Here is a 21,525-nt window from a genome sequence, read left to right on the forward strand (position 1 = left end):
CCTTGGCCCGTCAGGCGACCATGACTCGGGATCGTGAGGGAACCGAGACGCGGCCCTGGCTCACGGCCGCCCAGGCCTCGGCGAGGCGGTCGACCGCGAGCTCGAGCTCGGCGACCGAGCGGGTCCACGGCACCCGCACGTAGCGGTTCAGGCCGCCCTCGACGGCGAAGACCGGGCCGGGGGCGACGATCACGCCGCGGCGCTCGGCCTCGGTGACGAGCTCGACCGCTCGGTCGGCCGGCAGCTCGCACCACAGCGCGAGCCCTCCTCCCGGCAGCCGGAAGCGCCACTCGGGCAGCCGCGCGGAGATCGCGGCGGCCAGGACATCACGCTGCTCGCGCAACCGGGCCCGGTGGTGCTCGAGGACGTCGGACCCGCCTTCGAGAAGGTGGGCCAGCACGAGCTGCTCGAGCACAGGTGCGCCCAGGTCGAGCGAGATCCGGGCTCGGGTCAGGCGGTCCATCATCCGATGGGGTGCGCGGATCCAGCCGAGGCGCAGACCGCCCCAATAGGGCTTGCTGGCGCTGCCGAGCGTGATCGTGTCGGCGGCGTACGACGCGAACGGGCGCGGCATCCCCTGACCCTCGAGCGGCAGCGCCTGGTGCGCCTCGTCGACGAGCGCGACGGTGCGGGCGCGGCGCAGGTGGTGGGCGTACTCCTCGCGCTGCTCGTCGGGCATCAGGTGGCCGGTGGGGTTCTGGAAGTCGGGGATGAGATAGGCCAGCGTCGGCGCGTGCTGGCGCAGGCCGGCCGCGACCACGGCGAGGTCCCAGCCGTCCGGGTCGACCGGGTTGCCGACCAGCCGGGCGCCGTGGTGGCGCAGCGACTCGGTCGCGTTGGGATAGACAGGCGTCTCGACCAGCACCCGCTGGCCGGGTGCGGTGAACGCCGCCGACACGATCGACGCGGCGCTCAGCGCTCCGGCGGTCACCATGACCTGGTCGGGGTCGGTGGGCAGCCCGCGGGCGTCGTACGTCGCCGCGATCGCCTGCTGGAGGCGGGGGAGCCCGGCGGGGTAGTAGCCGTGGCCGCTGAGGTAGGCGGGCAGGTCGGCCACCGCCGCCTCGTAGGCCTGCTGGATCCCCGGCGGGGACACCGGCGCCGCGCAGTTGAGGTCGATCGCGTCGGCGTCGCCGGCCCGGGGGAGCAGCGCTCGGTCGTGGGTGCGCGCCCGCCCGCCAGGGACGCGGGTGAAGGTGCCCGAGCCGCGGTGCGCCTCGGCGTACCCCGCCTCGACGAGCGCGGCGTAGGCGCGCGTCACGGTGGTGCGCGACACGGCCAGCGCTGCGGTCAGCTCGCGCTCGCTCGGGAGCCGCGCCTCCACCGGCAGCCGGCCGTCGGTGAGCAGGTGCCGGATCGCCTCCGCGAGGCCGGCGTAGGCGGGGGATCGGTCGAAGTCGCCCACCAGCGTGGCCATGCGCGAGGCGCCGATCGTGGGGGTCATGCAGACCACTCTCGCACGATTGGCTATTTGTTCCATAGCCAATCGAGGGAAGAGTGGCCCTCGTGAGCACCAGCACCACGACTGCGAACGGCACTGCGGCCGTCCTCGCCGACCTCGGCCCGATCGCCCAGCTGCGCGCGGGTGGCCTCGGTCGGCGGCTGCCGCAGCTGTACGCCGGCCTGGTGCTCTACGGACTCTCGATCGCCATGATGGTGCGCTCCGACCTGGGGGTGGCCCCCTGGGACGTGCTGCACACCGGTGTCACCCACCACCTGCCGTTCACGATCGGCCAGGTGCTCGTCGGCGTCAGCTTCCTCGTGCTGGTGTTCTGGATCCCGCTGCGCGAGAAGCCCGGGATCGGCACCGTCTCCAACGCGCTGGTGATCGGCTTCAGCGCCGATCTCTTCCTGTCCGTGCTGAGCACGCCCGACTCCCTCGTCGCGCGGGCCGCGCTGGTCGTCGGCGGCGTGGTTCTCTGCGGCTTGGCGACGGCGGTCTACATCGGCGCGCAGCTCGGCCGCGGCCCGCGCGACGGCCTGATGACCGGCCTGTCGCGCCGTACCGGTCTCTCCCTGCGGCTCGTGCGCACCGGTCTCGAGATCACCGTGGTCGTCATCGGCCTGCTGCTCGGCGGAGCGCTGGGCTTCGGGACGGTGCTCTACGCGCTGGGCATCGGCCCGCTGACGCAGGCGATGCTGCCCTACGTCATCGCGCCCGTCTCGGTGCGCGATGTAGTCACTAGCGCCGAGTAGCGATCACCGCGGACGCGTCGGGGGCGATCATCACCTCGACGGCGGTGAAGCGGTCGTCCGTCAGCCACTGCTCGCGCAGGGTGTCGACGCGGTTGTAGGCCACCGGCGGCCAGGACTCGCACGGAGCGAAGTCGTCGAGCACGACGATCCCGCCCGGCTCGACGAGATCGGCGATCGCGTCCACCCGGACGCTCTCGGGGTCGCCGGAGTCGAGGAAGAGCAGGGAGAACGGACCCTTGTCCATCAGCGTCGACCAGTCCGCCGCCAGCACCTCGACCTGGCTGTCGTCCTCGAAGATCTCGGCGGCCGCGCCCGCCAGCCGGGCGTCGAGCTCGGCGGTGAGGATGTGGGCACCGTTGCGGATGCCCGACCGCAGCCACGCCGTGCCGACGCCGCAGCCGGTGCCGAACTCGGCCAGGGTCCCCGACCTCGTCGCGGCCAGCGCGGCCAGCAGGCGACCGGTCTCGTTGCGGCAGAAGGAGACGTAGCCGGCGCGGCGCGAGACGTCGAAGGCACGCTGCACGATCTCGGGGAGGTCGGGGGGTGCGCTCACCGCGCGATCTTTTCATCCGCGCGGGCGGTCTTCCATGCTGGGCTGCAAGTCTCACATCCTGAACGGAACCGCAAAATCCACTGCCGAGGCCGGACCGGCGGCGTACGGTGGATCCATCATGCGGAGCGTCTTCGTACTTATTGACTGCCGCGGCGAGGCCTGACAGCAAGGCCACCTCGCCGCGGTGTTCGGCGTTGATCCCGCTCCCGGGCCTTGCGAATCGCTGAAGATGCCCGCGGCGCGACGCTCCTCAAGGCGTGACCCGCCTCCTGTGCGCCAGCTCGTCTGGCCAGGCTCTTCTCCACGTGATCCGTGACCGGTCTGGTTCCGGCCTCGTGCCTCTTCCGCGATATCTCAAGGCCCGGGCTGCCAACCCATCCACAGAGAAGTCACAGGAAGAGACAGACCGATGTACGACATGTACCCCGACTGGGGTCCCAGCCAGCACGACCCGGAGAACCCCCGCAGCGCCGAGGCAGCCGTCCAGGCCGCGATCGACCTGCGGGACAACGGCGGTCAGCGCCCGGACGACAACTAGCCTCGTCCACTGTGACCTCCCCGCCGTCCCAGCCTGCCTCCGCACCCGCCCGTCTCGCCGTCATCCCGGGTGACGGGATCGGGCCCGAGGTCGTCTCCGAGGCGCTCAAGGTGCTCGAGGTGGCGTCTCCGGTCAAGCTCGAGACCACCCGCTACGACCTGGGTGCCGAGCGCTACCTCGCGACCGGTGAGGTGCTGCCCGACAGCGTGCTGGACGAGATCCGCGGGCACGACGCGATCCTGCTGGGCGCCGTCGGCGGCCGGCCCGGCGACCCGAACCTCCCGGCGGGGCTGCTCGAGCGGGGGCTGCTCCTCAAGCTGCGCTTCGAGCTCGACCACTACGTCAACCTCCGGCCGTCGAAGATCTACCCCGGTGCGGTGACCCCGCTGTCCGAGGCGGTGCTGGCCAGGGGCGAGGTCGACTTCGTCGTCGTCCGCGAGGGCACCGAGGGCCCCTACGTCGGCAACGGCGGCGCGCTGCGGGTCGGCACCCCGGCCGAGATCGCCACGGAGGTCAGCGTCAACACGGCGTACGGCGTCGAGCGGGTCGTCCGTGACGCGTTCTCCCGGGCCCAGCGCCGGCCCCGAAAGAAGCTCACCCTGGTCCACAAGACCAACGTGCTCGTCCACGCCGGCGCCGTCTGGTCGCGGATCGTCGGCGAGGTCGCGCCGGACTTCCCCGACGTGACCGTGGACTACCTCCACGTCGACGCCGCGACGATCTTCCTCAGCACCGACCCGGCCCGCTTCGACGTGATCGTCACCGACAACCTCTTCGGCGACATCATCACCGACCTCGCCGCCGCGGTCACCGGAGGCATCGGGCTCGCGGCGTCGGGCAACATCAACCCCGACCGCACCGCGCCCTCGATGTTCGAGCCGGTGCACGGCTCGGCGCCCGACATCGCCGGGCAGCAGAAGGCCGACCCGACGGCGACCATCCTGTCTGCGGCGCTGCTGCTCGACCACCTCGGCCACGCTGACGCTGCGGCGGCCATCGAGACCGCCGTGCTGGCCGACCTGAGCGAGCGAGTACCCGGCGCACCCCGGCGTACCGCCGAGGTCGGCGACGCGATCGCGTCCCGTCTCTCCTAGGTCCACCAGCGAGCGGTCCGGGGTGCGGTTTCCCACGTCCCCATGACCCTTGAACGAGAGGTCGGATACCGTGCATTTCGTGTCCAGCACCCTGCAGCTCAGCACCACCCAGAACCCCAACCCCGTCCCTGACGAGCGGCTCGCCGAGATCCTCGCGAACCCCGGTTTCGGCACCCACTTCAGCGACCACATGCTCACCCTCGAGTGGACGCCCGACCAGGGTTGGCACGCCGGGCGCATCGAGCCCTACGGTCCGCTGACCCTCGACCCGGCGACCGCCGTCCTGCACTACGCGCAGGAGATCTTCGAGGGCATGAAGGCCTACCGGCACGACGACGGCTCGATCTGGACCTTCCGTCCCGAGGCCAACGCCGAGCGGATGGTCCGCTCCAGCGGGCGGCTGGCGCTGCCGGTGCTGCCGGTCGAGGACTTCGTCGCGGCCGTCGACGCGCTGGTCACCCAGGACGCACGCTGGGTGCCGGACTCGACGGGGGAGAAGAGCCTCTACCTGCGGCCGTTCATGTTCGCGTCCGAGAAGTTCCTCGGCGTCCGGCCCGCCCAGCACGTGACCTTCATGGTGATCGCGAGCCCTGCAGGCGCGTACTTCAAGGGCGGCCTCAAGCCGGTCACCCTGTGGCTCACCGAGGAGTACACCCGCGCCGGCCGCGGCGGCATGGGCGCGGCCAAGACGGGTGGCAACTACGCCAGCTCGCTGGTGGCCCAGCAGGAAGCGACCGAGCAGGGCTGCGACCAGGTCGTCTTCCTCGACGCCGCCGAGGGCAAGTACGTCGAGGAGCTGGGCGGCATGAACATGTACTTCGTGCACGCCGACGGCCGCATCGTCACCCCCGCCACCGGCACGATCCTCGAGGGCATCACCCGCTCCAGCATCATCGAGCTCGCCGGCAAGCTCGGCCACGACGTCGAGGAGCGCAAGCTGTCCATCGACGAGTGGCGCGACGGCGTCGGCAGCGGCGAGATCACCGAGGTGTTCGCCTGCGGCACGGCGGCCGTCGTCACGCCCGTCGGCGCCCTCAAGTGGGACGGCGGCACGACGCCCGACGTCACCGAGGCAGGTCCTGTGACCCGCCAGGTGCGCCAAGCGCTGGTCGACATCCAGTACGGGCGCGCCGACGACACCTTCGGGTGGATGCACCGCGTCTGCTAGCCGCGTGCCCGGACGTGCGAGCCGGTTGCCCTGATGGGCAGCCGTGGGATCCCGGCTCGGGGCGGGTCGCGCGGGTACATTCGACGGCGTGACGACCGCCTCGCCGGCCCCGGCGCCCGGCCAGCCGACCGGCCAGCCGACCGGCCCGCCGACCGGCCAGCCGACCGGTCCGCCGCCGGGGCTGACCGTCGACGGGTACCGGCTGCTGACCCGCATCGGCGAGGGCGGCATGGGTGTGGTGCACCTGGCCCAGCGCCCGGGCGGCGCGCGCGTCGCCCTCAAGGTGCTGCGCCCGCACATCGTGGGCGACGAGGAAGCCCGTCAGCGGCTGTCCCGCGAGGTGGGGTCGCTGTCCCGGATCCGGCACGTCGGCGTCGCGGAGATCGTCGACTCCGACCCGTGGGGCGACGTGCCCTACGTCGCCACCCGTTACGTCCCCGGGCTCTCCCTGCACGACCACGTCCGCGAGGAGGGCCCGATCCCCGCGGGTGACCTGGTGTGGTTCGCGACCAGGCTCGGTGAGGCGCTCATGGCGGTGCACGCCCAAGGGGTGCTGCACCGCGACGTGAAGCCGTCCAACGTCTTGATGGAGGGTCGTGCCCCGATCCTCATCGACTTCGGCCTGGCGCGCGTGGCCGACGACCCCAAGCTGACCCACACCGGATGGCTGCTGGGCACGCCCGGCTTCCTGGCGCCCGAGATCCTGCACGGCGATGACGCCACGACCGCGTCCGACGTGCACGCCTGGGCCGCCACGGTCGCGTTCGCGGGGACCGGTCGCGCACCGTTCGGCCGCGGCCCGTCGATGGCGATCATGGACCGCGTCCGGCGCGGCGAGCACGACCTGTCCGGCCTGCCCCAGCACGTCCGCTCGGTGCTGGTGGGCGCACTGCACCCCGACCCGAGACAGCGACCGTCGCTGCTCGAGGCAGTGCGCCGACTCCAGGAGCCGCCCCCGGTGCCGACCGCCCGGCGTACCGTCGACAAGCCCTTCGAGGACGACTTCTTCACCACTCCGCTGGCGCTGGCGTCGTCGGCACGTGCCCACGACGTGACGCACCCGGAGCCGACGTACGTCGACCCCACCCTCAACGAACGGGCCGACTCCGGGTGGCACGACCCCTGGGCGATGGACCCGCGCTTCGGACCGACGCCGCCCGCGCCCAAGCCGCCGCTGGGCGTGCGGCTGCGCACCAGCGGCTTGCTCGTCGCCACGGGCCTGGCGATGGGCGGGGCGATCGGCGCCTATCCCTACCTCGCGACCTTCCTGGTCGTCATCGTCGTCTGGCTGCTGCGCAGCGGGTCCCTGGCGGCCAGCGCGGCCAGCAACCGACGGATGCTGCGGGGGCGGTCCAGCTGGTACGACGGACCGCAGCTCCTCCTCGCCACCCCCTGGCACCTCGTGCAGTCCGTGCCCGGCACGCTGATGCTGGCGCTGTGGGGGCTCGGCCTGGCGACCGCGGCGGCACTGCTGGGCTACGCGTTCGCGCTCGGCGTGCCCTGGACGCTGGCGTTCTGCGGCGTCACCTTCATGGTCGGGTTGTGGCTCGGCCCGGGCGGCAGCCGGGTGCGGGGACCTGTGCGGCGGGTGGTCCGCCCGCTCACGGCACGACCCGCGCTCTGGCTCGTCACGACCGCGCTCGTGCTGGCCTCGGCGTCGCTGGCCGGCTGGTCGGTCGACACCCGAGGGCCCGACTGGGCGCCGGCCGACGACCACCTGCTGGCGGGCTTCAGCCTCGACTCGTTCCTCCCTGGTCTGCGCTGACCTCTCGGGAGGGCCATTTCCGCGCAATTGCGCAGTTGTTGCCCCTCCCGGGCGCCCACGACGGCAATTTCCGCGCAATTGCGCGGTTACGGTCCCCTCCCGGTCGGCCGGATCGCGAGACCCCGCCCCAGGACGAACAGGACCGTGCCAGACTCGGAGACGTGCAGCAGTCGCTCATCATCATCGCCTAGCGCGTCGGGACCCTCCCGCCGCGCCAACCTCTCGTCCACGCGAGAGGTTTTTTTACGCCCGAACAGGGCGGAAGGATGAGGAGGATGGGCGGCGGTTCGAGCGCAGCGAGGACGGCCGCCCAGCCGTCTCGAAACCCGGTCAGCCAACGAGGAAGACAGAGATGGAACTTCAAGGTTCGTTCCACGTCTACGACACCACCCTGCGCGACGGCGCCCAGCAGGAGGGGCTCAACCTGACGGTCGCCGACAAGCTGACCATCGCCAAGCAGCTGGACGGGCTGGGCGTCGGCTACATCGAGGGCGGCTGGCCAGGAGCGAACCCTAGGGACACCGAGTTCTTCCGCAGGGCCGCCGACGAGCTCGACCTGCGGCACGCCAAGCTCGCGGCCTTCGGCGCCACCCGCCGCGCCGGCGTACGCGCGGCCGACGACCCGCTGGTCGCCGCGCTCCGTGACAGCGGTGCCTCGGTCGTCACCCTGGTCGCCAAGTCGCACGACCGTCACGTCGAGCTGGCGCTGCGGACCACGCTCGAGGAGAACCTCGCCATGGTCCGCGACACGGTCAGCCACCTCCGCGATGAAGGGCAGACGGTGTTCCTGGACGCCGAGCACTTCTTCGACGGCTACCGCGCCAACCGGGCCTACGCGCTCGAGGTGCTGCGCACGGCGTACGACGCCGGGGCCGAGGTCGTGGCGTTGTGCGACACCAACGGCGGCATGCTGCCCAGCTGGGTGGGTGACGTCGTCCACGACGTCGTGTCGACCGGGGTCCGCGTCGGGATCCACTGCCACAACGACACGGGGTGCGCGGTGGCCAACACGCTGACCGCGGTCGACGCCGGCGCCACGCACGTGCAGGGCACGATCAACGGCTACGGCGAGCGCACCGGCAACGCCGACCTGGTCTCCGTGGTCGCCAACCTCGAGCTCAAGCTGGACAAGCGCGTGCTCCCGCAGGGGCTGCTGCGCGACGCCACCCGGATCGCGCACGCGGTCGCCGAGGTGACCAACGTGCCGCCTGCGTCACGGCAGCCGTACGTCGGCACCAGCGCCTTCGCCCACAAGGCGGGTCTGCACGCGTCGGCGATCAAGGTCGACCCGGACCTCTACCAGCACATGGACCCGATCGGCGTCGGCAACGACATGAGGCTGCTGGTCTCCGACATGGCGGGCCGCGCGACCATCGAGCTGAAGGGCCGCGAGCTCGGCTTCGACCTGAGCGGCGACCGCGAGCTGGTCACGCGGGTCACCGAGCGAGTCAAGGAGATGGAGGCGCGCGGGCACAGCTTCGAGGCCGCCGACGCGTCCTTCGAGCTGCTGCTGATCGAGGAGGTCGAGGGCGTCCGGCCGTCGTACTTCGACATCGAGTCCTGGCGCGTCATCACCGACTCGAGCCCGGACGGCGAGGCGGTGTCGGAGGCGACGGTCAAGCTGCGTGCCGAGGGGGTGCGCTACGTCGTCACCGGCGAGGGCAACGGCCCGGTCAACGCCCTCGACGCTGCCTTGAGGTCGGCGATCGAGCAGGCGTTCCCAGAGGTCGCGAAGTTCGAGCTGATCGACTACAAGGTGCGCATCCTCGACCCGTCGCTGCCTGGCGGGCATGGCACCGACGCGATCACGCGGGTGCTGATCGAGACCTCGGACGGCGAGTCGACGTGGGTGACGGTCGGCCTCGGCGCCAACGTGATCGAGGCGTCGTGGGACGCGCTGATCGACGGGCTCACGTTCGGTCTGCGGAAGCACCACCGGCAGGAGGGGGATAGGGGCTAGCGCCCACGATCCTCCCGGCCAGGTCGGCCCAGCCGTCGTACACCCGGCCGACGTCGAGCCCTTCGATGCGCACCTGCTGGTCGAGGATCGGCGCCTCCAGGGGCGCCATCAGCGCCACCGCGAGCAGCTGGAGGTCACCGGCGACGCCGAGCTGGGTCAGGAGGTAGCGCAGGTGCATCGCCGCGAACGAGTAGGCGGCGAAGGAGCGGGTGCCGGCGCGACCGGCGTTGCGGATCAGGTCGGCGTGCTCGAGCGAGGTCTCCAGCCGCGAGCGGCCGAAGGCGAGGAGCCGCTCCCATGGCGGCGCGCCCGGGCCCAGCGGCGGCGGACCGGAGATGACCGCCGCCTGCCACTCCGTCTCGGAGTGGTCGAGCACGGCTGCCATCAGGCCCTCGCGCGACTCGAAGCGCCGGAACACCGTGCCCTTGCCCACGCCGGCTGCCTCGGCGACCGCGTCCATCGTGACCTTGTCGATCCCGTAGTGCTCGATCAGCCGCTGGGCGGCCTCCAGCAGGGCCATGCGGTTGCGCGCGGCGTCGCGCCGCTCGGGCGGACGCTCGTCGAGCAGCGGCAGGGCGCGGGGAGTGAACAGGTCCCCCGGAGTGATGGTCATGACGGGCACACGGTAGCCAGCCGCGCCGACGTCGTCGCCTGACCTCTAGACCGGGTTCCCGGCTCGGGAATAGAAGCGGACTGTAGTCCGTTTTGCCGGTGTCCCCGTACCCACCCTGAGGAGCTCCCTGTGCCCGAAGCTGCCACCCGCGTCGTCGTGCTGCTCGGCAGTCTGCGTCCCGACTCCCTCAACCGCCGCATCGTCGAGCTCCTGGACGCCTCCGCGCCCGCGGGCGTCACGATCGAGGTCGCCGAGGGTCTCGACCAGCTGCCGTTCTACACACCCGAGATCGACGGCCCTGACGGCTGCCCGGCTCCCGCCCAGGCCCTGCGCGACCTCGTCGGCTCCGCCGACCGCGTGCTCGCCGTCACGCCGGAGTTCAACGGCACCATGCCCGCCGTGCTCAACAACGCGATCGACTGGCTGTCCCGCCCGTACGGCGTCGGCGCGATCACCGGCAAGCCCTTCGCCGCGATCGGCGCGACCCCCACCCGCTTCGGCGGGAAGTGGTCCCACGACGACGCCCGCCGTTCTGCACGCATCGCTGGCGCCGACGTCCTCGAGCACGTGGTGGTCTCCGAGTCGGCCGTCGAGGGCGACATCCTCGCGGACCCTGAGGTCGTGGCCCGCTTCGTCGGCGCGCTCACCGCTCTCGTCGAGCACCGTCCGGCGGTCGCCGCCGCCTGACGGTCACTGGTCAGTCGTCGCCGAGCCCGCGGGCCTGGAGCGCGTCCCCGGTCTCGTGGGCGCGGGCCACGACCCTGATCACGAAGGGCGTGAGGTAGGCGCGTGGGTGTCGGCCCAGGCCGCGCGCCCGAGCGGCGTCGCGGGTCTCGAGCGCCAGGGCGACCGTGCCCGGCAGCGCGCCGATGGCCAGGGTGATCGTGAGCGCGACCCGCTCGGGGTTCACCCCTATCCCGCGAGCCGGGCCCACGGCACGCACGAAGGTGTCGAGCATCGCGTTCACCGGAGTCGAGCTCGACACCACGATCGCCATCAGCGCGAGCGCCACCAGGTCGACGAATGTCTCGACCGCCTTGTCGCGGCCGTACCACCACCACTGGAAGGCCGACGCCACCAGCGCGATCGCCAGCACGGCCCGGGTCGCGCGGGCCACCGCGCCCAGGGGGACCCTGGCCACGAGCGCGGCCCCCACGGCGACCGCCAGGAACGCGAACGCCAGCGGCATGCTCCGCGTGAGCACCACGGTCAGGCTGTACGCCGCCAGGGCGACCAGCTTGGCCCCCGGCCACAGCCGGTGCACGACGGTGTCGCGGGGGACGTAGGCGCTGACCAGGACGGTGTCACTCATGGTCACTCACGCTCCGACCGAGGCCACGTAGTCGTCGACCGCGGCGCCCGGGTCGCCGTCGTACCTGATGCGTGCGTCCTCGACGACCAGCACGCGCTCGCAGCGACGGGCCAGGTCGAGGTCGTGCGTGACGAGCACCAGCTGCTGCTCGAGCCTGAAGAGCAGGTCGGCCACCTGCCGCGTGTTGGCCAGGTCGAGCAGCGTGGTCGGCTCGTCGGCGACGAGGACGGCCGGCTCGACGGCGAGGACGCCGGCCAGCGCGAGCAGCTGCTTCTGGCCGCCGGACAAGGAGTGCACGCTGTCGTGGGCGTGGTCGGCCAAGCCGAACCGTTCGAGCACGTCCATGGCACGCGCTCGCCGCGCGCCTGCGTGCCGCTCGAGGGAGCGCAGCGACAGCTCGACGTCCTCGACACAGGTGGGCATCACGAGCTGGGCGGCCGGGTCGGTGAAGGCGAAGGCGACCAGGCGCCGCACCTTGGCGCCCTGACGGGCGACGTCGAACCCGTCGACCACGACCCGACCCGCGCTCGGCTCGACCAGGCCGTTGAGCATCCGGACCAGTGTCGACTTGCCCGACCCGTTGGCCCCGATCACGCCGATGCGGCGCTCGGTGAGGGTGAGCGTGGTCGGCGCGAGGACGACCCTGTCGCCGACGGTCAGGCCGGCGCCGTCGAGCGCGAGGGTCGGCACTCCGTGCGTCGAGACGTCAGTCGCGGTGGAGCAGCCGCGGGAAGGCGCGGTGCACCTCGGCGGCGATCAGCGCGACCAGGGTCGTCTTGAGGACGTCGCCCAGCCAGAACACCACGTCGATCTTGAAAGCCTCACGCAGCGAGATGTCGAGGACCAGCATCAGGCCGCCCATGCCCATCGGGTGGATGACCAGCGCGCTTGCAGTGATGGAGCAGAGGAACACGGCGAGGGCGCGCGTCTTGCCCTTGCGCCCGGCGACGTACTTCACCAGGAAGCCGCCGACCAGGGCGGCGACGGGGAAGGACCAGAGGTAGCCCGCGCTGGCGCCGGTGAAGACCGCCAGGCCGGACGAGTGCTCGGCGAAGACGGGGAGACCGACGGCACCGAGGCCGAGGTAGAGCGCCGCGGCGAGAAAGCCGCGAAGGTGTCCCAGCAGGCAGCCGGCGAGCATGACGCCGAAGGTCTGGAGGGTGATCGGCACGCCGGAGCCGCCGACCGGGATCGCGCCGACGTACGCGCAAGCCGAGATCAGCGCCGCGAAGGCGGCGATGAGCGCGAGGTCGGTGGGGGAGAAGCGGCTCCTGGTGGCGGCCGGGGCGTCGGACTGGATCTGGTCGGACTGGGTCTGGTCTGACTGGTTCGTCATGGTCACGCCTGCGTCGTCCTTAACTCGGGAGAACCTGAACGGTGGTCAGGTGAACGGCGTTCAGGTTAGGGTCGTCGCTCGACGCCGTCAACGAGGGTGGGTGAGACATGCGTTACCGCCGGGCCGACATCGTCACCAGGGCCGTTGCGCTGCTCGACGCCTACGGCCTCGGCGACCTGTCCATGCGTCGCCTCGGAGGTGAGCTGGGGGTGCAGCCGAGTGCCCTCTACCACCACTTCGCCAACAAGCAGACGCTGCTCGCGGCCGTCGCCGACGAGGTCCTGCGCCTGGGCGCCCGGCCCGCTCCCGCCGCGGACGCGGCCTGGGACGACGTCGTGCGGCACGTCTGCGGTGAGCTCCGCGACGCGGTGCTGGCCTACCGCGACGGTGCCGAGCTGGTCGCGACCGTGCACGCCTTCGGGCTCGGCGCTCTCGAGCCCGCGAGGCGGCTGGAGTCGAGCCTGGCAGCGGCCGGCTTCGACCCCTCCCTGGCCTCGGCGGGCGCGCGGACCCTGCTCCACTACGTCTTCGGCCACGCCGCCGACGAGCAGGCCTACCTCCAGGCCGGGTCTGCCGGCGCGGTCGACGGCCCGCCGCGCTCCACCTCCGACTTCGACCTGGGCCTGTCGCTGATCGTCGACGGCCTGGCCGTCCGGCTTCCCGTGCCCGAACTACCCAGAGGTGTCGACGTCCGCGCCCTGCAAGGTGGCGAGGTGGACGGCGCCGGCGAGGTCGAGGCGCGTACGCCGCAGGGTCGCTGACGCGAGGTCCACCCCGTCGAGCGTGGCACCGCGGAGATCAGCCTCCGTCAGGTTCGCCTGTCGGAGGGTGGCTCCGTCGAGCCGGCAGTCGCGCAGCACGGCCCCGGAGAGGTCGGTCATCGACAGGTCCGACTCACGCAGGTCCACGCCAGTGAGGTCGACCTTGGCCAGGCTGCCGCCGCGGAAGGTCACGCCGCGCCAGACACCGCCCGTCACGGTGACCGGCTTCAGCACGCACTCGCTGAAGACCGAGCCCGTCAGCTTGCAGCCGTCCAGCGTCACGTCGAAGAGGCTGGTCCGCTTGAAGTCGCAGCCCACGAACGCCGTCGAGGTGTGCACCGACGAGTTGAGCCGGCAGTTGGAGAAGACGCAGCGTTCGAACGTCGCCCCGTGGCTCGTCGCCTCGGTCAGGTCGACGTCGGTGAACGTGCAGTCACGCCAGACCCGGGCGCCGAGCTCCTCGGCGTACCAGTCCTCGTCGCGGTACGCCAGCCCCACGGTCTCCTGACCGGGGTCAGACATCGACCGAGCCGCCGGTGCGCCAGTAGACACCCTCCTCGCGGGTCAGGAACCCGTCGTCCACGAGATACCGACGCAGGGCTGCATAGTCGGGATGCACCTTCTCCAGGTCATCGCTCACCTCGGCCTCGGAGTAGCGCCGGCCGGGCTCGAACCGTTGTGAGAGGTGGTCGAGCACGACCAGCAGCTTCGAACGCTTCGTCGGGATCGTGTGCAGCGTCCCATCGGGCCTGAGGAACGCCTTGAGCACGCGTTCGTAGGCGGCGGGATCGGCAGGGACAGACTCAGTCACCCGATCGACCTTAAGAGCCTCCCGCACTCCTCAGCCAGCCGATTGCGCAGCGGCGCGGCGCGCTCGGCGAAGCCACGCTGCGCGGCGGCGTACTCCCGCTTGCCCTCGGGCGTCTCGATGCGGATCGGCTCGAAGCCCAGGTCGGCGAGGTCGTAGGGCGAGGCACGCATGTCCATGACCCGGATGTCGCGGGCGAGCTCGAAGCAGTCGGCGACGAGCTCGCTCGGGACCATCGGCGAGAGCCGGAACGCGTGCTTGTAGAGATCCATGTTGCCGTGCAGGCAGGCGGGCTGCTCGTACGCCGGCCGGTCGGCCGGGCCGGGCTGCAGCACGTTGAGCGGGCGGGCCGAGGGGGTGAAGAAGCGGAACGCGTCGAAGTGCGAGCAGGCGATGCGGTGCGACTCGACGACCTGGTCGGTGCCGTCGGGGCCGAGTCGCAGGGGCCAGTCGGGGTGGCGGGTCTCGTCGTCGGCCAGGCGATGGACCATCGCCCACTCGTGCAGGCCGAAGCAGCCGAAGTTGGCCGGACGACCGGCCGTCGCCGTGAGCAGCGCCAGCGTCGACTCGAGGAGCTGATGCTGCGACTCGACGTACGCCGCGGACACGCCGTGCTCGTCGTAGCCCTTCCAGTCCGCTCGCTCGGCGGCGTCCTCGAGGGCCACCCCGAAGCCGGGGTGCCAGCGGCGCAGCTGCGCGGGCCGCTGGGAGTAGTAGGTGAAGAGGAAGTCGTGGACCGGGTGCTGCACGCCGTCGCGGCGGCGCTCGAGGTGCGGCGCGACAAGCGCGTCGACGCGCGCCTCGTGGGCGGCCGCGCGGGCGGTCCACTCGGATCGCGGCAGTCGTACGGCGGTCCGGAGCACTGAGGCAGGCTATCCGTCGAGGTCTCGTGACCGTTGCTGCGAGCTCCTCGACCACCGCTGGGCGACCACCGGTACCTCGATAGGGTCGAGACCGTGCGTATCGCGAGGTTCACGACCGGTGACGAGCCCAGGTTCGGGGTGGTGATGGGCGACGTCGACGACCTCGGCCAGCCCGACGACGACACCGTGGTGGTCGAGCTGGCGGGCGATCCGCTCTTCGCGGGGGTGAAGCCGACGCAGACCGAGCACCGGCTGGCCGACGTGCGGCTGCTCGCACCGGTCATCCCGCGCAGCAAGGTGGTCGCGATCGGGCGCAACTACGCCGCGCACGCCGCCGAGATGGGCCACGACCTGCCGGAGGAGCCGATGATGTTCCTCAAGCCCAACACCTCGGTGATCGGCCCGGGTGACCCGATCATCTATCCGCCGCAGACCCAGAACCTGCACTTCGAGGGCGAGCTCGCCGTCGTCATCAGCGACGTCGCGCGGCACATCGCGCCGGAGCGGGCGACCGACGTGATCTTCGGCTACACCATCGCCAACGACGTCACCGCGCGCGACCTGCAGAAGAAGGACGTGCAGTTCACCCGGGCCAAGGGCTTCGACTCCTTCTGCCCGCTCGGGCCGTGGATCGAGACCGACCTTGACCCGCAGGACTTCGCCGACGGACTCGCCGTGCAGACCTACCTCAACGGCGACCTCAAGCAGGACGGCTCGACCAAGGACCTGATCTTCGACATCCCCACGCTCGTGGCCCACATCACCAGCGTGATGACGCTGCTGCCCGGCGACGTGATCCTGACCGGGACGCCCGACGGCGTCGGACCGATGGAGGTCGGCGACGAGGTCGAGATCGCGATTGCCCGCATCGGCAGCCTCGCCAATAGGGTCGCGTCCCGTGACTGAGCCGCAGAACGACTCCATGGTCAGGGTGCGCATGGCGCCGTCCCCGACCGGCAGCCCGCACGTCGGCCTGGTGCGCACGGCCCTCTTCAACTGGGCGTTCGCGCGCCACCACGGCGGCACCTTCGTGCTGCGCATCGAGGACACCGACGCCTCCCGCAACACCCAGGAGTCCTACGACGGCCTGATCGACCTCTTCACCTGGCTCGGCTTCGACTGGGACGAGGGACCCGACGTCGGCGGCCCGCACGCGCCGTACCGGCAGTCGGAGCGCGGCGACGTCTACCGCGACGCGCTCGACAAGCTGCGCGCCGGCCAGCACACCTACGCCTGCTACTGCACCACGGACGAGGTCGCCGCGCGGCGTCAGGCGTCGGGCTCCAAGAGCATGGGGTACGACGGCTTCTGCCGCGAGCTCACCGCCGACCAGGTCGCGGCGTTCGAGGCGGACGGCCGCGCGCCGGTGACTCGCTTCCGGATGCCCGACGGCGAGATCACCTTCGACGACCTGGTCCGCGGCGACGTGACCTTCCACAGCGACCACGTGCCCGACTTCGCGCTCGCGCGCGCCAACGGCGACCCGCTCTACACCCTGGTCAACCCCGTCGACGACGCATTGATGGGCATCACCCACGTCCTCCGCGGCGAGGACCTGCTGTCGAGCACGCCGCGGCAGATCCCCCTGTACGCCGCGCTCGCCGAGGCCGGCATCGGCACCGGGGCTCCGCGCTTCGGCCACCTGCCCTACGTCATGGGCCAGGGCAACAAGAAGCTCTCCAAGCGCGACCCCGAGGCCCACGCACTGGCCTACCGCGACCAGGGCTTCTTGCCCGAGGGCCTGCTCAACTACATGGCGCTGCTGGGCTGGGCGATCGCCGCCGACCGCGACGTCTTCACCATGCAGGAGATGGTGGCGGCCTTCGACATCAAGGACGTCAACCCGAACCCGGCGAGGTTCGACCTCAAGAAGCTCGAGGCGATCAACGCCTCGCACATGCGGCTGCTCTCCACCGAGGAGATCGGCCGGCGCGTGCTGCCCTACCTCCAGTCCGCCGGGCTCGTCGCCGACCCGCCGACCGCCGGCGAGCAGGCCGTCCTCGACGCGGCGATGCCCCTGGTGTCGGAGCGGATGAACAAGCTGACCGAGGCCGTCGACATGCTGTCCTTCCTGCTGGTGGACGAAGCCGGCTTCACCCGCGTCGACGAGGTCGACGAGGCCGGCCGGCCGGTGGTGCAGGCGGCTTACGACGCCCTGTCGGCGCTGCCCGAGTGGACCACCGCTGCCATCGACGAGGCACTCCGGGTCGCGCTCGTGGAGAAGCTGGAGCTCAAGCCACGCCTGGCCTTCGGGCCGGTACGCATCGCGGTCACCGGGCGCAAGGTCTCGCCGCCCCTGTTCGAGAGCCTCGAGCTCCTCGGACGCGAGCGGTCCCTCGCCCGGTTGGCCGCGGTCGCCGGCTGAGCTGGCGAACGGGGGACGCGATGCAGGGCGGGCGGCTGGAGTACCACGAGCTGCAGCGGGCCGGTCAGCCCGGGATCTGGCGGCCGATCCTCGGCGTGCTCCTCGCGGTGGGCGCCTTCATCGGGGTCACCGCCGCGTGGCTGGTGCCCTTCTCGGCGTACCTCTTCATCCAGGGGTACACCGCTGACGAGGCCCTCAACACGCTGGCCGGCGTCAGCGACCCGACGCCGGTGACGCTGGCCTACCTCAATGTCTCTCTGGCGAGCCTGATCCCGGCGGTGTGGTTGCTCGGCTGGGCGCTGCACGGCCTCAAGCCGGGGTGGCTGTCGTCGATCCGGCCACGGATCCGGTGGGGCTACTTCTGCGCCTGCCTGCTGGTGTCGATGGTGGCGCTCGTCGCGACGGTGCTCGTCTCGCTCGTGCTGCCCGACCAGCAGGGCACCGGCCCCGAGGTGTCGGGCCAGCTCAACGACTTCACGCGGCAGACCCGCGACTTCCTGGTCATCGTGGTGTTCCTGACGCCGTTGCAGGCGGCAGGGGAGGAGTACTTCTTCCGCGGCTACCTGACCCAGGCGTTCGGCGGCTTCTTCTCCCACTTCAGCGAGACCGCCGCCAAGATCCTGGCCGTGGTGGTCCCGTCGATCCTCTTCGCCCTCGCCCACGGGGTCGGTCAGAGCGTGCCCATCTTCTTCGACCGGCTGGCGTTCGGTCTGGTCGCGGGCACGCTGGTGATCCTGACCGGCGGTCTCGAGGCGGGCATCGCGATGCACGTGCTCAACAACCTCCTGGCGTTCGGGCTCGCCCTGGCGTACGGCGACATCGCCTCGAGCCTGAGTCCGTCCGGCGGCACGTGGTGGAGCATTCCAGTGACCCTCACGCAGTCGCTGGTCTACCTCGGGCTCGCGGTCCTCGTGGCCCGCCGGATGGGCCTGTCGACCACTGCCGACCCGGCCGTTTTGGCCGCCTCCCGAGGGCCTGTGTATCGTGTCCCCTCGGCTCGGGCGTGAGGTTCCGCTGGTCGTCAGAACCCCTTGTTGAGATGGGGTTTCGGCCCTCGTCACCGCAGGTCTGGATGCCCCGGTGGGGTATGGTGTAATTGGCAGCACGACTGGTTCTGGTCCAGTTAGTCTAGGTTCGAGTCCTAGTACCCCAGCTCATGATCCCGGTGTCCTCCTCGGAGGAGCCGGGATTTTGTATGACCAGCCCGTGACCGATAAAGTCTCGCGCTGTTGCTCCTCGCACGCTGAGGACACGCCCCCGTTGTGTAGCGGCCTAGCACGCCGCCCTCTCAAGGCGGTAGCGCCGGTTCGAATCCGGTCGGGGGTACACGTAGAAGAGGGGCCCTGACCAGCGGAAGCGCTGGACAGGGCCCTTTCTTGCTCTTGCCGCCTACGTGGCCTTCCGACCATGACGGGGTGTCGTTCCGTCCCGTCTCCAGGACGGAGGACAGGGTTCCGGGGGCGGGCGCGACGCCCTGGCGCTGGTGGTAGCGCAGGTCGAAGTCCCGGGCGTCCGTCTCCATCCCCGGGCGAACGCATCGGTCTTGCGCACGAAGCTGACCATCAGCTTCCTCCAGCGTGTGCCGCGCCTTCCCCCGTCAGGGTGAAGTCGCCCGACTTCCCCCGGGGCTAGCGTGCGGGCGTGGAGTTCCGGGCACTCGTGTGCAGAGTGGATTCGGGATCGGGAACGCTGCTGGTGAGCGGCTCGGTCGACGAGACGCGCGTCGACGATCTCCGGAGTGCGATCGACGAGTGCACAGGGCACTACACGCGCGACCTCACCATCGATCTGGCAGACGTCGACTTCCTGCCGAGCACTGCTGTCGGGGTGCTGGCAGAGGCGCTCCGCGAAGCCGGGAAGCAAGGTCGTCGGCTCGAGCTGCTGGCCCCGGCCGCTTCGATCGCCGGTCGTGTGCTCCTCATCTGTGGACTGCCCCACGTCCACCGCTGAACACTGGGACGCCTGTCGGAGGGGTGAGGCGTCCTGCGGAGTCGCGGGGCAGGCGCAGGACGGGATCGATCGTGCGCTGCGTGTCCGGCCGCCACTGCTCCATGGCGCCAATGCATTCCTCGTCGCTCTCAAGCGGACCGTCGTCCGATCTCGACGGCAGCGCCAGACGTGGGCGTAGGGTCGCGAGCACGGAGCCGATCAGGCTTCCTCTCAGAGAGATCCCCCATGGCCGACAAGTCGCCCCGACAGGGCATGTCCAAGAAGAGCGGGAAGTCCATCAAGGAGAAGCGCGCCGAGAAGCGTGGCAAGGGGGTCGAGGAGACCTTCTCCGACAAGATCCACCCGTCGAAGAAGAAGTAACGCCTCGGCGAGGAGGTGCGCGTGGTCGTCCTGGTTCCGGTGACGTCGGTCAACTGGCGTGAGGTCACCCGCGTCCGGGCGGCGGAGCACCAGCGCCGATGGGTCGCTGACGTCACCTACTACCTGTGTCTCTCGGCGTACGACGGGCTGTGGCGCTCGTGCGCGGTGCAGGACGAGGACAGCGCGACAGTCGGTCACGTCATGTGGGCCGTCGACCCCGAGGATGACAGCCACTGGATCGGCGGCCTCGTGATCGACGCCGCGCACCAGGGCAAGGGCTTCGGCCGGGCCACGGTGCTCGCGTTGATGACGCTCTGGGAGCACGAGGAGCCGTCGCTTTCCGGAACGCCCTACGCGCAGGCGGCGCTCTCCGTCGCACCCGACAACCGTGGAGCGCTCGGGCTCTACCGATCGCTCGGGTTCGTGGAGACCGGCGAGCTCTCGGACGACGAGGTCGTGCTCAGGCGAGGACGGCCCGCACAGGCTCCGCTCAGGGGCAGCGGCTAACGTGGCCGGGTTCCGTCAACGACCAGAAAGCAGTACTCGTGCTCCTCAGTCTTCGTCGTCCCGCCGCCGCCCTGTGCGTCGCCCTCCTGATCCCGGCCCTCGCTGCGTGCGGGGGTGACTCGGGTGAGGCCGACGACAACGGGTCGTCGTCCGAGTCGACCTCGGGGGGTGCCGCAGCAGGTGAGCTGTCCGAAGTGGCCTTCGAGGGCGACGTGGGCGACAGCCTGAAGGCCACCTGGGAGTCGGCGGTCGAGGCTCCCGACGCGACCGAGGTGACCACGCTGGTCGCGGGAGACGGCGACGCGCTCGCCGAGGGCGACACGGTGACCGCCTACCTCTGGCTCGGGAACGGCAAGACCAAGGAAGAGCTCTACAACGGCTACGACGCCGGGGCACCCGAGTCCATCCCGAACACCCCGGAAGTCGGCCCGGTCTTCGTCGACCTGCTGGCAGACGCGACGTACGGCTCCCGGGTGGCGGCGGTGACCAGCGCCGGCGAGCTCTTCGGGGACGGCGTCGAGGGCAACCAGTTCGGGGTCGTGGCCGAGGACCCGCTCGTGGTCGTCGTCGACCTCGTCGAGAAGCAGCAGGAGTCGCCGGAGCCCACTGACGACAAGGTCCACGACGCGGACCCGAGCACCCAGCCGACCGTGGTCGAGGAGGGCGGCAAGCCCACCGGCCTGGACTTCGAGGGCATCGAGGAGCCGGAGCTCGACACGCCGGTGCAGCGCGTGGTGCTCGAGGAGGGCGACGGTGCGGTGGTGAAGAAGTCCGACACCCTCGAGGTCGACTACCTCGGCGCGACGTACGACGCCGAGGCGCCCTTCGACGAGAGCTTCTCCAAGGAGCCCATGACCTCGGCCCTGACCGGTCTCATCCCCGGCTGGTCCATCGGTCTGGAGGGCGTGAAGGTGGGCAGCCGGGTGCTGCTCCAGATCCCGCCGGCCTACGGCTACGGCTCGCAGGGCAGCGGCGCGATCCCGGCCAACGCCACGCTGTGGTTCGTGATCGACGTGATCTCCGCCAAGAAGGGCTAGTCGAGGCCGAGATGGCCTACTCGGCGGCGGGGCCCAGCTCGTCGAGGTACGCCGTCACGCGCTCCTCGGACCAGTCAGCCTCGAGGTCGGCGACGACCCGCTCGCACACCTGCGCCGGGGCGCCGTCGGCCGGGGTCCAGTCGCCGCGGGTCCAGCCCTCCAGGTAGGCGTCGCTGCCGACCGCGCCGAGCCGCATGGCCGCCTCGTCGATGGCCTCCTGGAACCGCTGTGCGAGCGGCGCCTTCGTGGTCGCGTCACCGTCGCGGGCGACGACGAGGGAGGGCAGCTCACGCCAGTGGGTCACTTGATACTCGGTCACGGGGCGAGGCTAACCGTCTC

General features: G+C 71.1%; 25 protein-coding genes and 2 tRNA genes. 17 read left to right on the top strand and 10 right to left on the bottom strand.

Annotated features, from left to right (window positions below; genetic code table 11):
• Nucleotides 1-10: 10 nt before the first annotated feature.
• Nucleotides 11-1,444, bottom strand: coding sequence for a MocR-like transcription factor YczR (gene yczR, locus ABD295_RS02575; RefSeq protein WP_344302041.1), 1,434 nt, complete (start codon nucleotides 1,442-1,444; stop codon nucleotides 11-13).
• Nucleotides 1,445-1,506: 62 nt separating this feature from the next.
• Between yczR and yczE the strand changes: the two genes are divergently transcribed.
• Nucleotides 1,507-2,196, top strand: a complete 690-nt coding sequence (gene yczE, locus ABD295_RS02580) for a membrane protein YczE (protein WP_344302042.1) — start codon at nucleotides 1,507-1,509, stop codon at nucleotides 2,194-2,196.
• On the opposite strand, the gene ABD295_RS02585 is transcribed toward yczE, so the two are convergent.
• The gene (locus ABD295_RS02585) at nucleotides 2,183-2,749 is read right to left on the bottom strand and encodes an O-methyltransferase (RefSeq protein WP_344302043.1); all 567 of its coding nucleotides are present in this window, start codon (nucleotides 2,747-2,749) and stop codon (nucleotides 2,183-2,185) included. The genes yczE and ABD295_RS02585 overlap by 14 nt on opposite strands.
• Before the next feature lie 409 nt (nucleotides 2,750-3,158).
• Between ABD295_RS02585 and ABD295_RS02590 the strand changes: the two genes are divergently transcribed.
• The 5 genes from ABD295_RS02590 to cimA all read left to right on the top strand — a co-directional run bounded on the left by ABD295_RS02590 (nucleotide 3,159) and on the right by cimA (nucleotide 9,274).
• A complete protein-coding gene (locus tag ABD295_RS02590) occupies nucleotides 3,159-3,287 on the top strand; it encodes a hypothetical protein (protein WP_344302044.1) in 129 nt (42 codons plus the stop codon).
• An 11-nt stretch (nucleotides 3,288-3,298) separates the two neighbouring features.
• Nucleotides 3,299-4,381: a 3-isopropylmalate dehydrogenase gene (locus ABD295_RS02595; protein WP_344302045.1), complete on the top strand. Its 1,083-nt coding sequence runs from the start codon at nucleotides 3,299-3,301 to the stop codon at nucleotides 4,379-4,381.
• Nucleotides 4,382-4,460: 79 nt separating this feature from the next.
• On the top strand, nucleotides 4,461-5,549 hold the full coding sequence (locus ABD295_RS02600) for a branched-chain amino acid aminotransferase (RefSeq protein ID WP_425573940.1): 1,089 nt from the start codon (nucleotides 4,461-4,463) through the stop codon (nucleotides 5,547-5,549).
• Between the two features lie 88 nt (nucleotides 5,550-5,637).
• Entirely contained in the window at nucleotides 5,638-7,314 is a 1,677-nt protein-coding gene (locus ABD295_RS02605; protein ID WP_344302046.1) for a serine/threonine-protein kinase, read from the top strand.
• 352 nt (nucleotides 7,315-7,666) lie between these two features.
• Nucleotides 7,667-9,274, top strand: a complete 1,608-nt coding sequence (gene cimA, locus ABD295_RS02610; protein ID WP_344302047.1) for a citramalate synthase — start codon at nucleotides 7,667-7,669, stop codon at nucleotides 9,272-9,274.
• Here cimA and ABD295_RS02615 read toward each other — a convergent pair.
• Nucleotides 9,225-9,887: a TetR/AcrR family transcriptional regulator gene (locus ABD295_RS02615; protein ID WP_344302048.1), complete on the bottom strand. Its 663-nt coding sequence runs from the start codon at nucleotides 9,885-9,887 to the stop codon at nucleotides 9,225-9,227. The two genes, cimA and ABD295_RS02615, sit on opposite strands and share 50 nt — an antisense overlap.
• A gap of 129 nt (nucleotides 9,888-10,016) precedes the next feature.
• Here ABD295_RS02615 and ABD295_RS02620 point away from each other — a divergent pair, with 129 nt between their 5' ends.
• On the top strand, nucleotides 10,017-10,574 hold the full coding sequence (locus ABD295_RS02620) for an NAD(P)H-dependent oxidoreductase (RefSeq protein WP_344302049.1): 558 nt from the start codon (nucleotides 10,017-10,019) through the stop codon (nucleotides 10,572-10,574).
• 10 nt (nucleotides 10,575-10,584) lie between these two features.
• Here the strand turns inward: ABD295_RS02620 and ABD295_RS02625 are convergent, their stop codons facing one another.
• From ABD295_RS02625 to ABD295_RS02635, 3 genes are read right to left on the bottom strand one after another with little or no spacing between them, the layout of a single operon-like run.
• A complete protein-coding gene (locus ABD295_RS02625; RefSeq protein WP_344302050.1) occupies nucleotides 10,585-11,199 on the bottom strand; it encodes an energy-coupling factor transporter transmembrane component T family protein in 615 nt (204 codons plus the stop codon).
• A 6-nt stretch (nucleotides 11,200-11,205) separates the two neighbouring features.
• Complete coding sequence (locus tag ABD295_RS02630; protein WP_344302051.1) at nucleotides 11,206-11,889, bottom strand: energy-coupling factor ABC transporter ATP-binding protein; 684 nt, start codon at nucleotides 11,887-11,889, stop codon at nucleotides 11,206-11,208.
• A gap of 16 nt (nucleotides 11,890-11,905) precedes the next feature.
• Nucleotides 11,906-12,535 carry a biotin transporter BioY gene (locus ABD295_RS02635; RefSeq protein WP_344302052.1) on the bottom strand — a complete coding sequence of 210 codons (630 nt, stop codon included), beginning with the start codon at nucleotides 12,533-12,535 and terminating at the stop codon, nucleotides 11,906-11,908.
• 107 nt (nucleotides 12,536-12,642) lie between these two features.
• On the opposite strand from ABD295_RS02635, the gene ABD295_RS02640 reads away from it, so the two are divergent.
• Nucleotides 12,643-13,296: a TetR/AcrR family transcriptional regulator C-terminal domain-containing protein gene (locus tag ABD295_RS02640; protein ID WP_344302053.1), complete on the top strand. Its 654-nt coding sequence runs from the start codon at nucleotides 12,643-12,645 to the stop codon at nucleotides 13,294-13,296.
• Here ABD295_RS02640 and ABD295_RS02645 read toward each other — a convergent pair.
• Genes ABD295_RS02645 through ABD295_RS02655 form a run of 3 tightly spaced genes read right to left on the bottom strand, consistent with a single transcriptional unit; the run spans nucleotide 13,207 to nucleotide 14,967 of the window.
• Complete coding sequence (locus tag ABD295_RS02645; RefSeq protein WP_344302054.1) at nucleotides 13,207-13,818, bottom strand: pentapeptide repeat-containing protein; 612 nt, start codon at nucleotides 13,816-13,818, stop codon at nucleotides 13,207-13,209. The two genes, ABD295_RS02640 and ABD295_RS02645, sit on opposite strands and share 90 nt — an antisense overlap.
• Nucleotides 13,811-14,107 (bottom strand): DUF2087 domain-containing protein, encoded by a 297-nt coding sequence (locus tag ABD295_RS02650; protein WP_344302055.1) that lies wholly within the window; start codon nucleotides 14,105-14,107, stop codon nucleotides 13,811-13,813. The genes ABD295_RS02645 and ABD295_RS02650 overlap by 8 nt, the downstream gene beginning before the upstream one ends.
• The gene (locus ABD295_RS02655) at nucleotides 14,104-14,967 is read right to left on the bottom strand and encodes a 3-methyladenine DNA glycosylase (RefSeq protein WP_344302056.1); all 864 of its coding nucleotides are present in this window, start codon (nucleotides 14,965-14,967) and stop codon (nucleotides 14,104-14,106) included. Before ABD295_RS02655 ends, ABD295_RS02650 begins: the two co-directional genes overlap by 4 nt.
• A 93-nt stretch (nucleotides 14,968-15,060) precedes the next feature.
• Between ABD295_RS02655 and ABD295_RS02660 the strand changes: the two genes are divergently transcribed.
• The 9 genes from ABD295_RS02660 to ABD295_RS02700 all read left to right on the top strand — a co-directional run bounded on the left by ABD295_RS02660 (nucleotide 15,061) and on the right by ABD295_RS02700 (nucleotide 21,186).
• Nucleotides 15,061-15,873, top strand: coding sequence for a fumarylacetoacetate hydrolase family protein (locus tag ABD295_RS02660; RefSeq protein WP_344302057.1), 813 nt, complete (start codon nucleotides 15,061-15,063; stop codon nucleotides 15,871-15,873).
• Between the two features lie 16 nt (nucleotides 15,874-15,889).
• Nucleotides 15,890-17,332, top strand: coding sequence for a glutamate--tRNA ligase (gltX, locus tag ABD295_RS02665; protein ID WP_344302700.1), 1,443 nt, complete (start codon nucleotides 15,890-15,892; stop codon nucleotides 17,330-17,332).
• Nucleotides 17,333-17,352: 20 nt separating this feature from the next.
• Nucleotides 17,353-18,339, top strand: a complete 987-nt coding sequence (locus tag ABD295_RS02670) for a CPBP family intramembrane glutamic endopeptidase (RefSeq protein WP_344302058.1) — start codon at nucleotides 17,353-17,355, stop codon at nucleotides 18,337-18,339.
• Nucleotides 18,340-18,413: 74 nt separating this feature from the next.
• A tRNA-Gln gene (locus tag ABD295_RS02675) sits at nucleotides 18,414-18,485 on the top strand.
• Between the two features lie 100 nt (nucleotides 18,486-18,585).
• A tRNA-Glu gene (locus ABD295_RS02680) sits at nucleotides 18,586-18,658 on the top strand.
• A 315-nt stretch (nucleotides 18,659-18,973) separates the two neighbouring features.
• Nucleotides 18,974-19,282, top strand: coding sequence for an STAS domain-containing protein (locus ABD295_RS02685; RefSeq protein WP_344302059.1), 309 nt, complete (start codon nucleotides 18,974-18,976; stop codon nucleotides 19,280-19,282).
• Nucleotides 19,283-19,507: 225 nt separating this feature from the next.
• A complete protein-coding gene (locus ABD295_RS02690; RefSeq protein ID WP_344302060.1) occupies nucleotides 19,508-19,642 on the top strand; it encodes a hypothetical protein in 135 nt (44 codons plus the stop codon).
• 21 nt (nucleotides 19,643-19,663) lie between these two features.
• Nucleotides 19,664-20,149, top strand: a complete 486-nt coding sequence (locus ABD295_RS02695) for a GNAT family N-acetyltransferase (protein ID WP_344302061.1) — start codon at nucleotides 19,664-19,666, stop codon at nucleotides 20,147-20,149.
• 38 nt (nucleotides 20,150-20,187) lie between these two features.
• Nucleotides 20,188-21,186, top strand: coding sequence for an FKBP-type peptidyl-prolyl cis-trans isomerase (locus tag ABD295_RS02700; protein WP_344302062.1), 999 nt, complete (start codon nucleotides 20,188-20,190; stop codon nucleotides 21,184-21,186).
• 16 nt (nucleotides 21,187-21,202) lie between these two features.
• Here ABD295_RS02700 and ABD295_RS02705 read toward each other — a convergent pair whose 3' ends face one another.
• Nucleotides 21,203-21,505, bottom strand: coding sequence for a virulence factor (locus ABD295_RS02705; protein ID WP_344302063.1), 303 nt, complete (start codon nucleotides 21,503-21,505; stop codon nucleotides 21,203-21,205).
• Nucleotides 21,506-21,525 lie beyond the last annotated feature (20 nt).

Origin of the sequence: Nocardioides bigeumensis (assembly GCF_039531755.1) — a bacterium.
Lineage (GTDB): Bacteria > Actinomycetota > Actinomycetes > Propionibacteriales > Nocardioidaceae > Nocardioides > Nocardioides bigeumensis.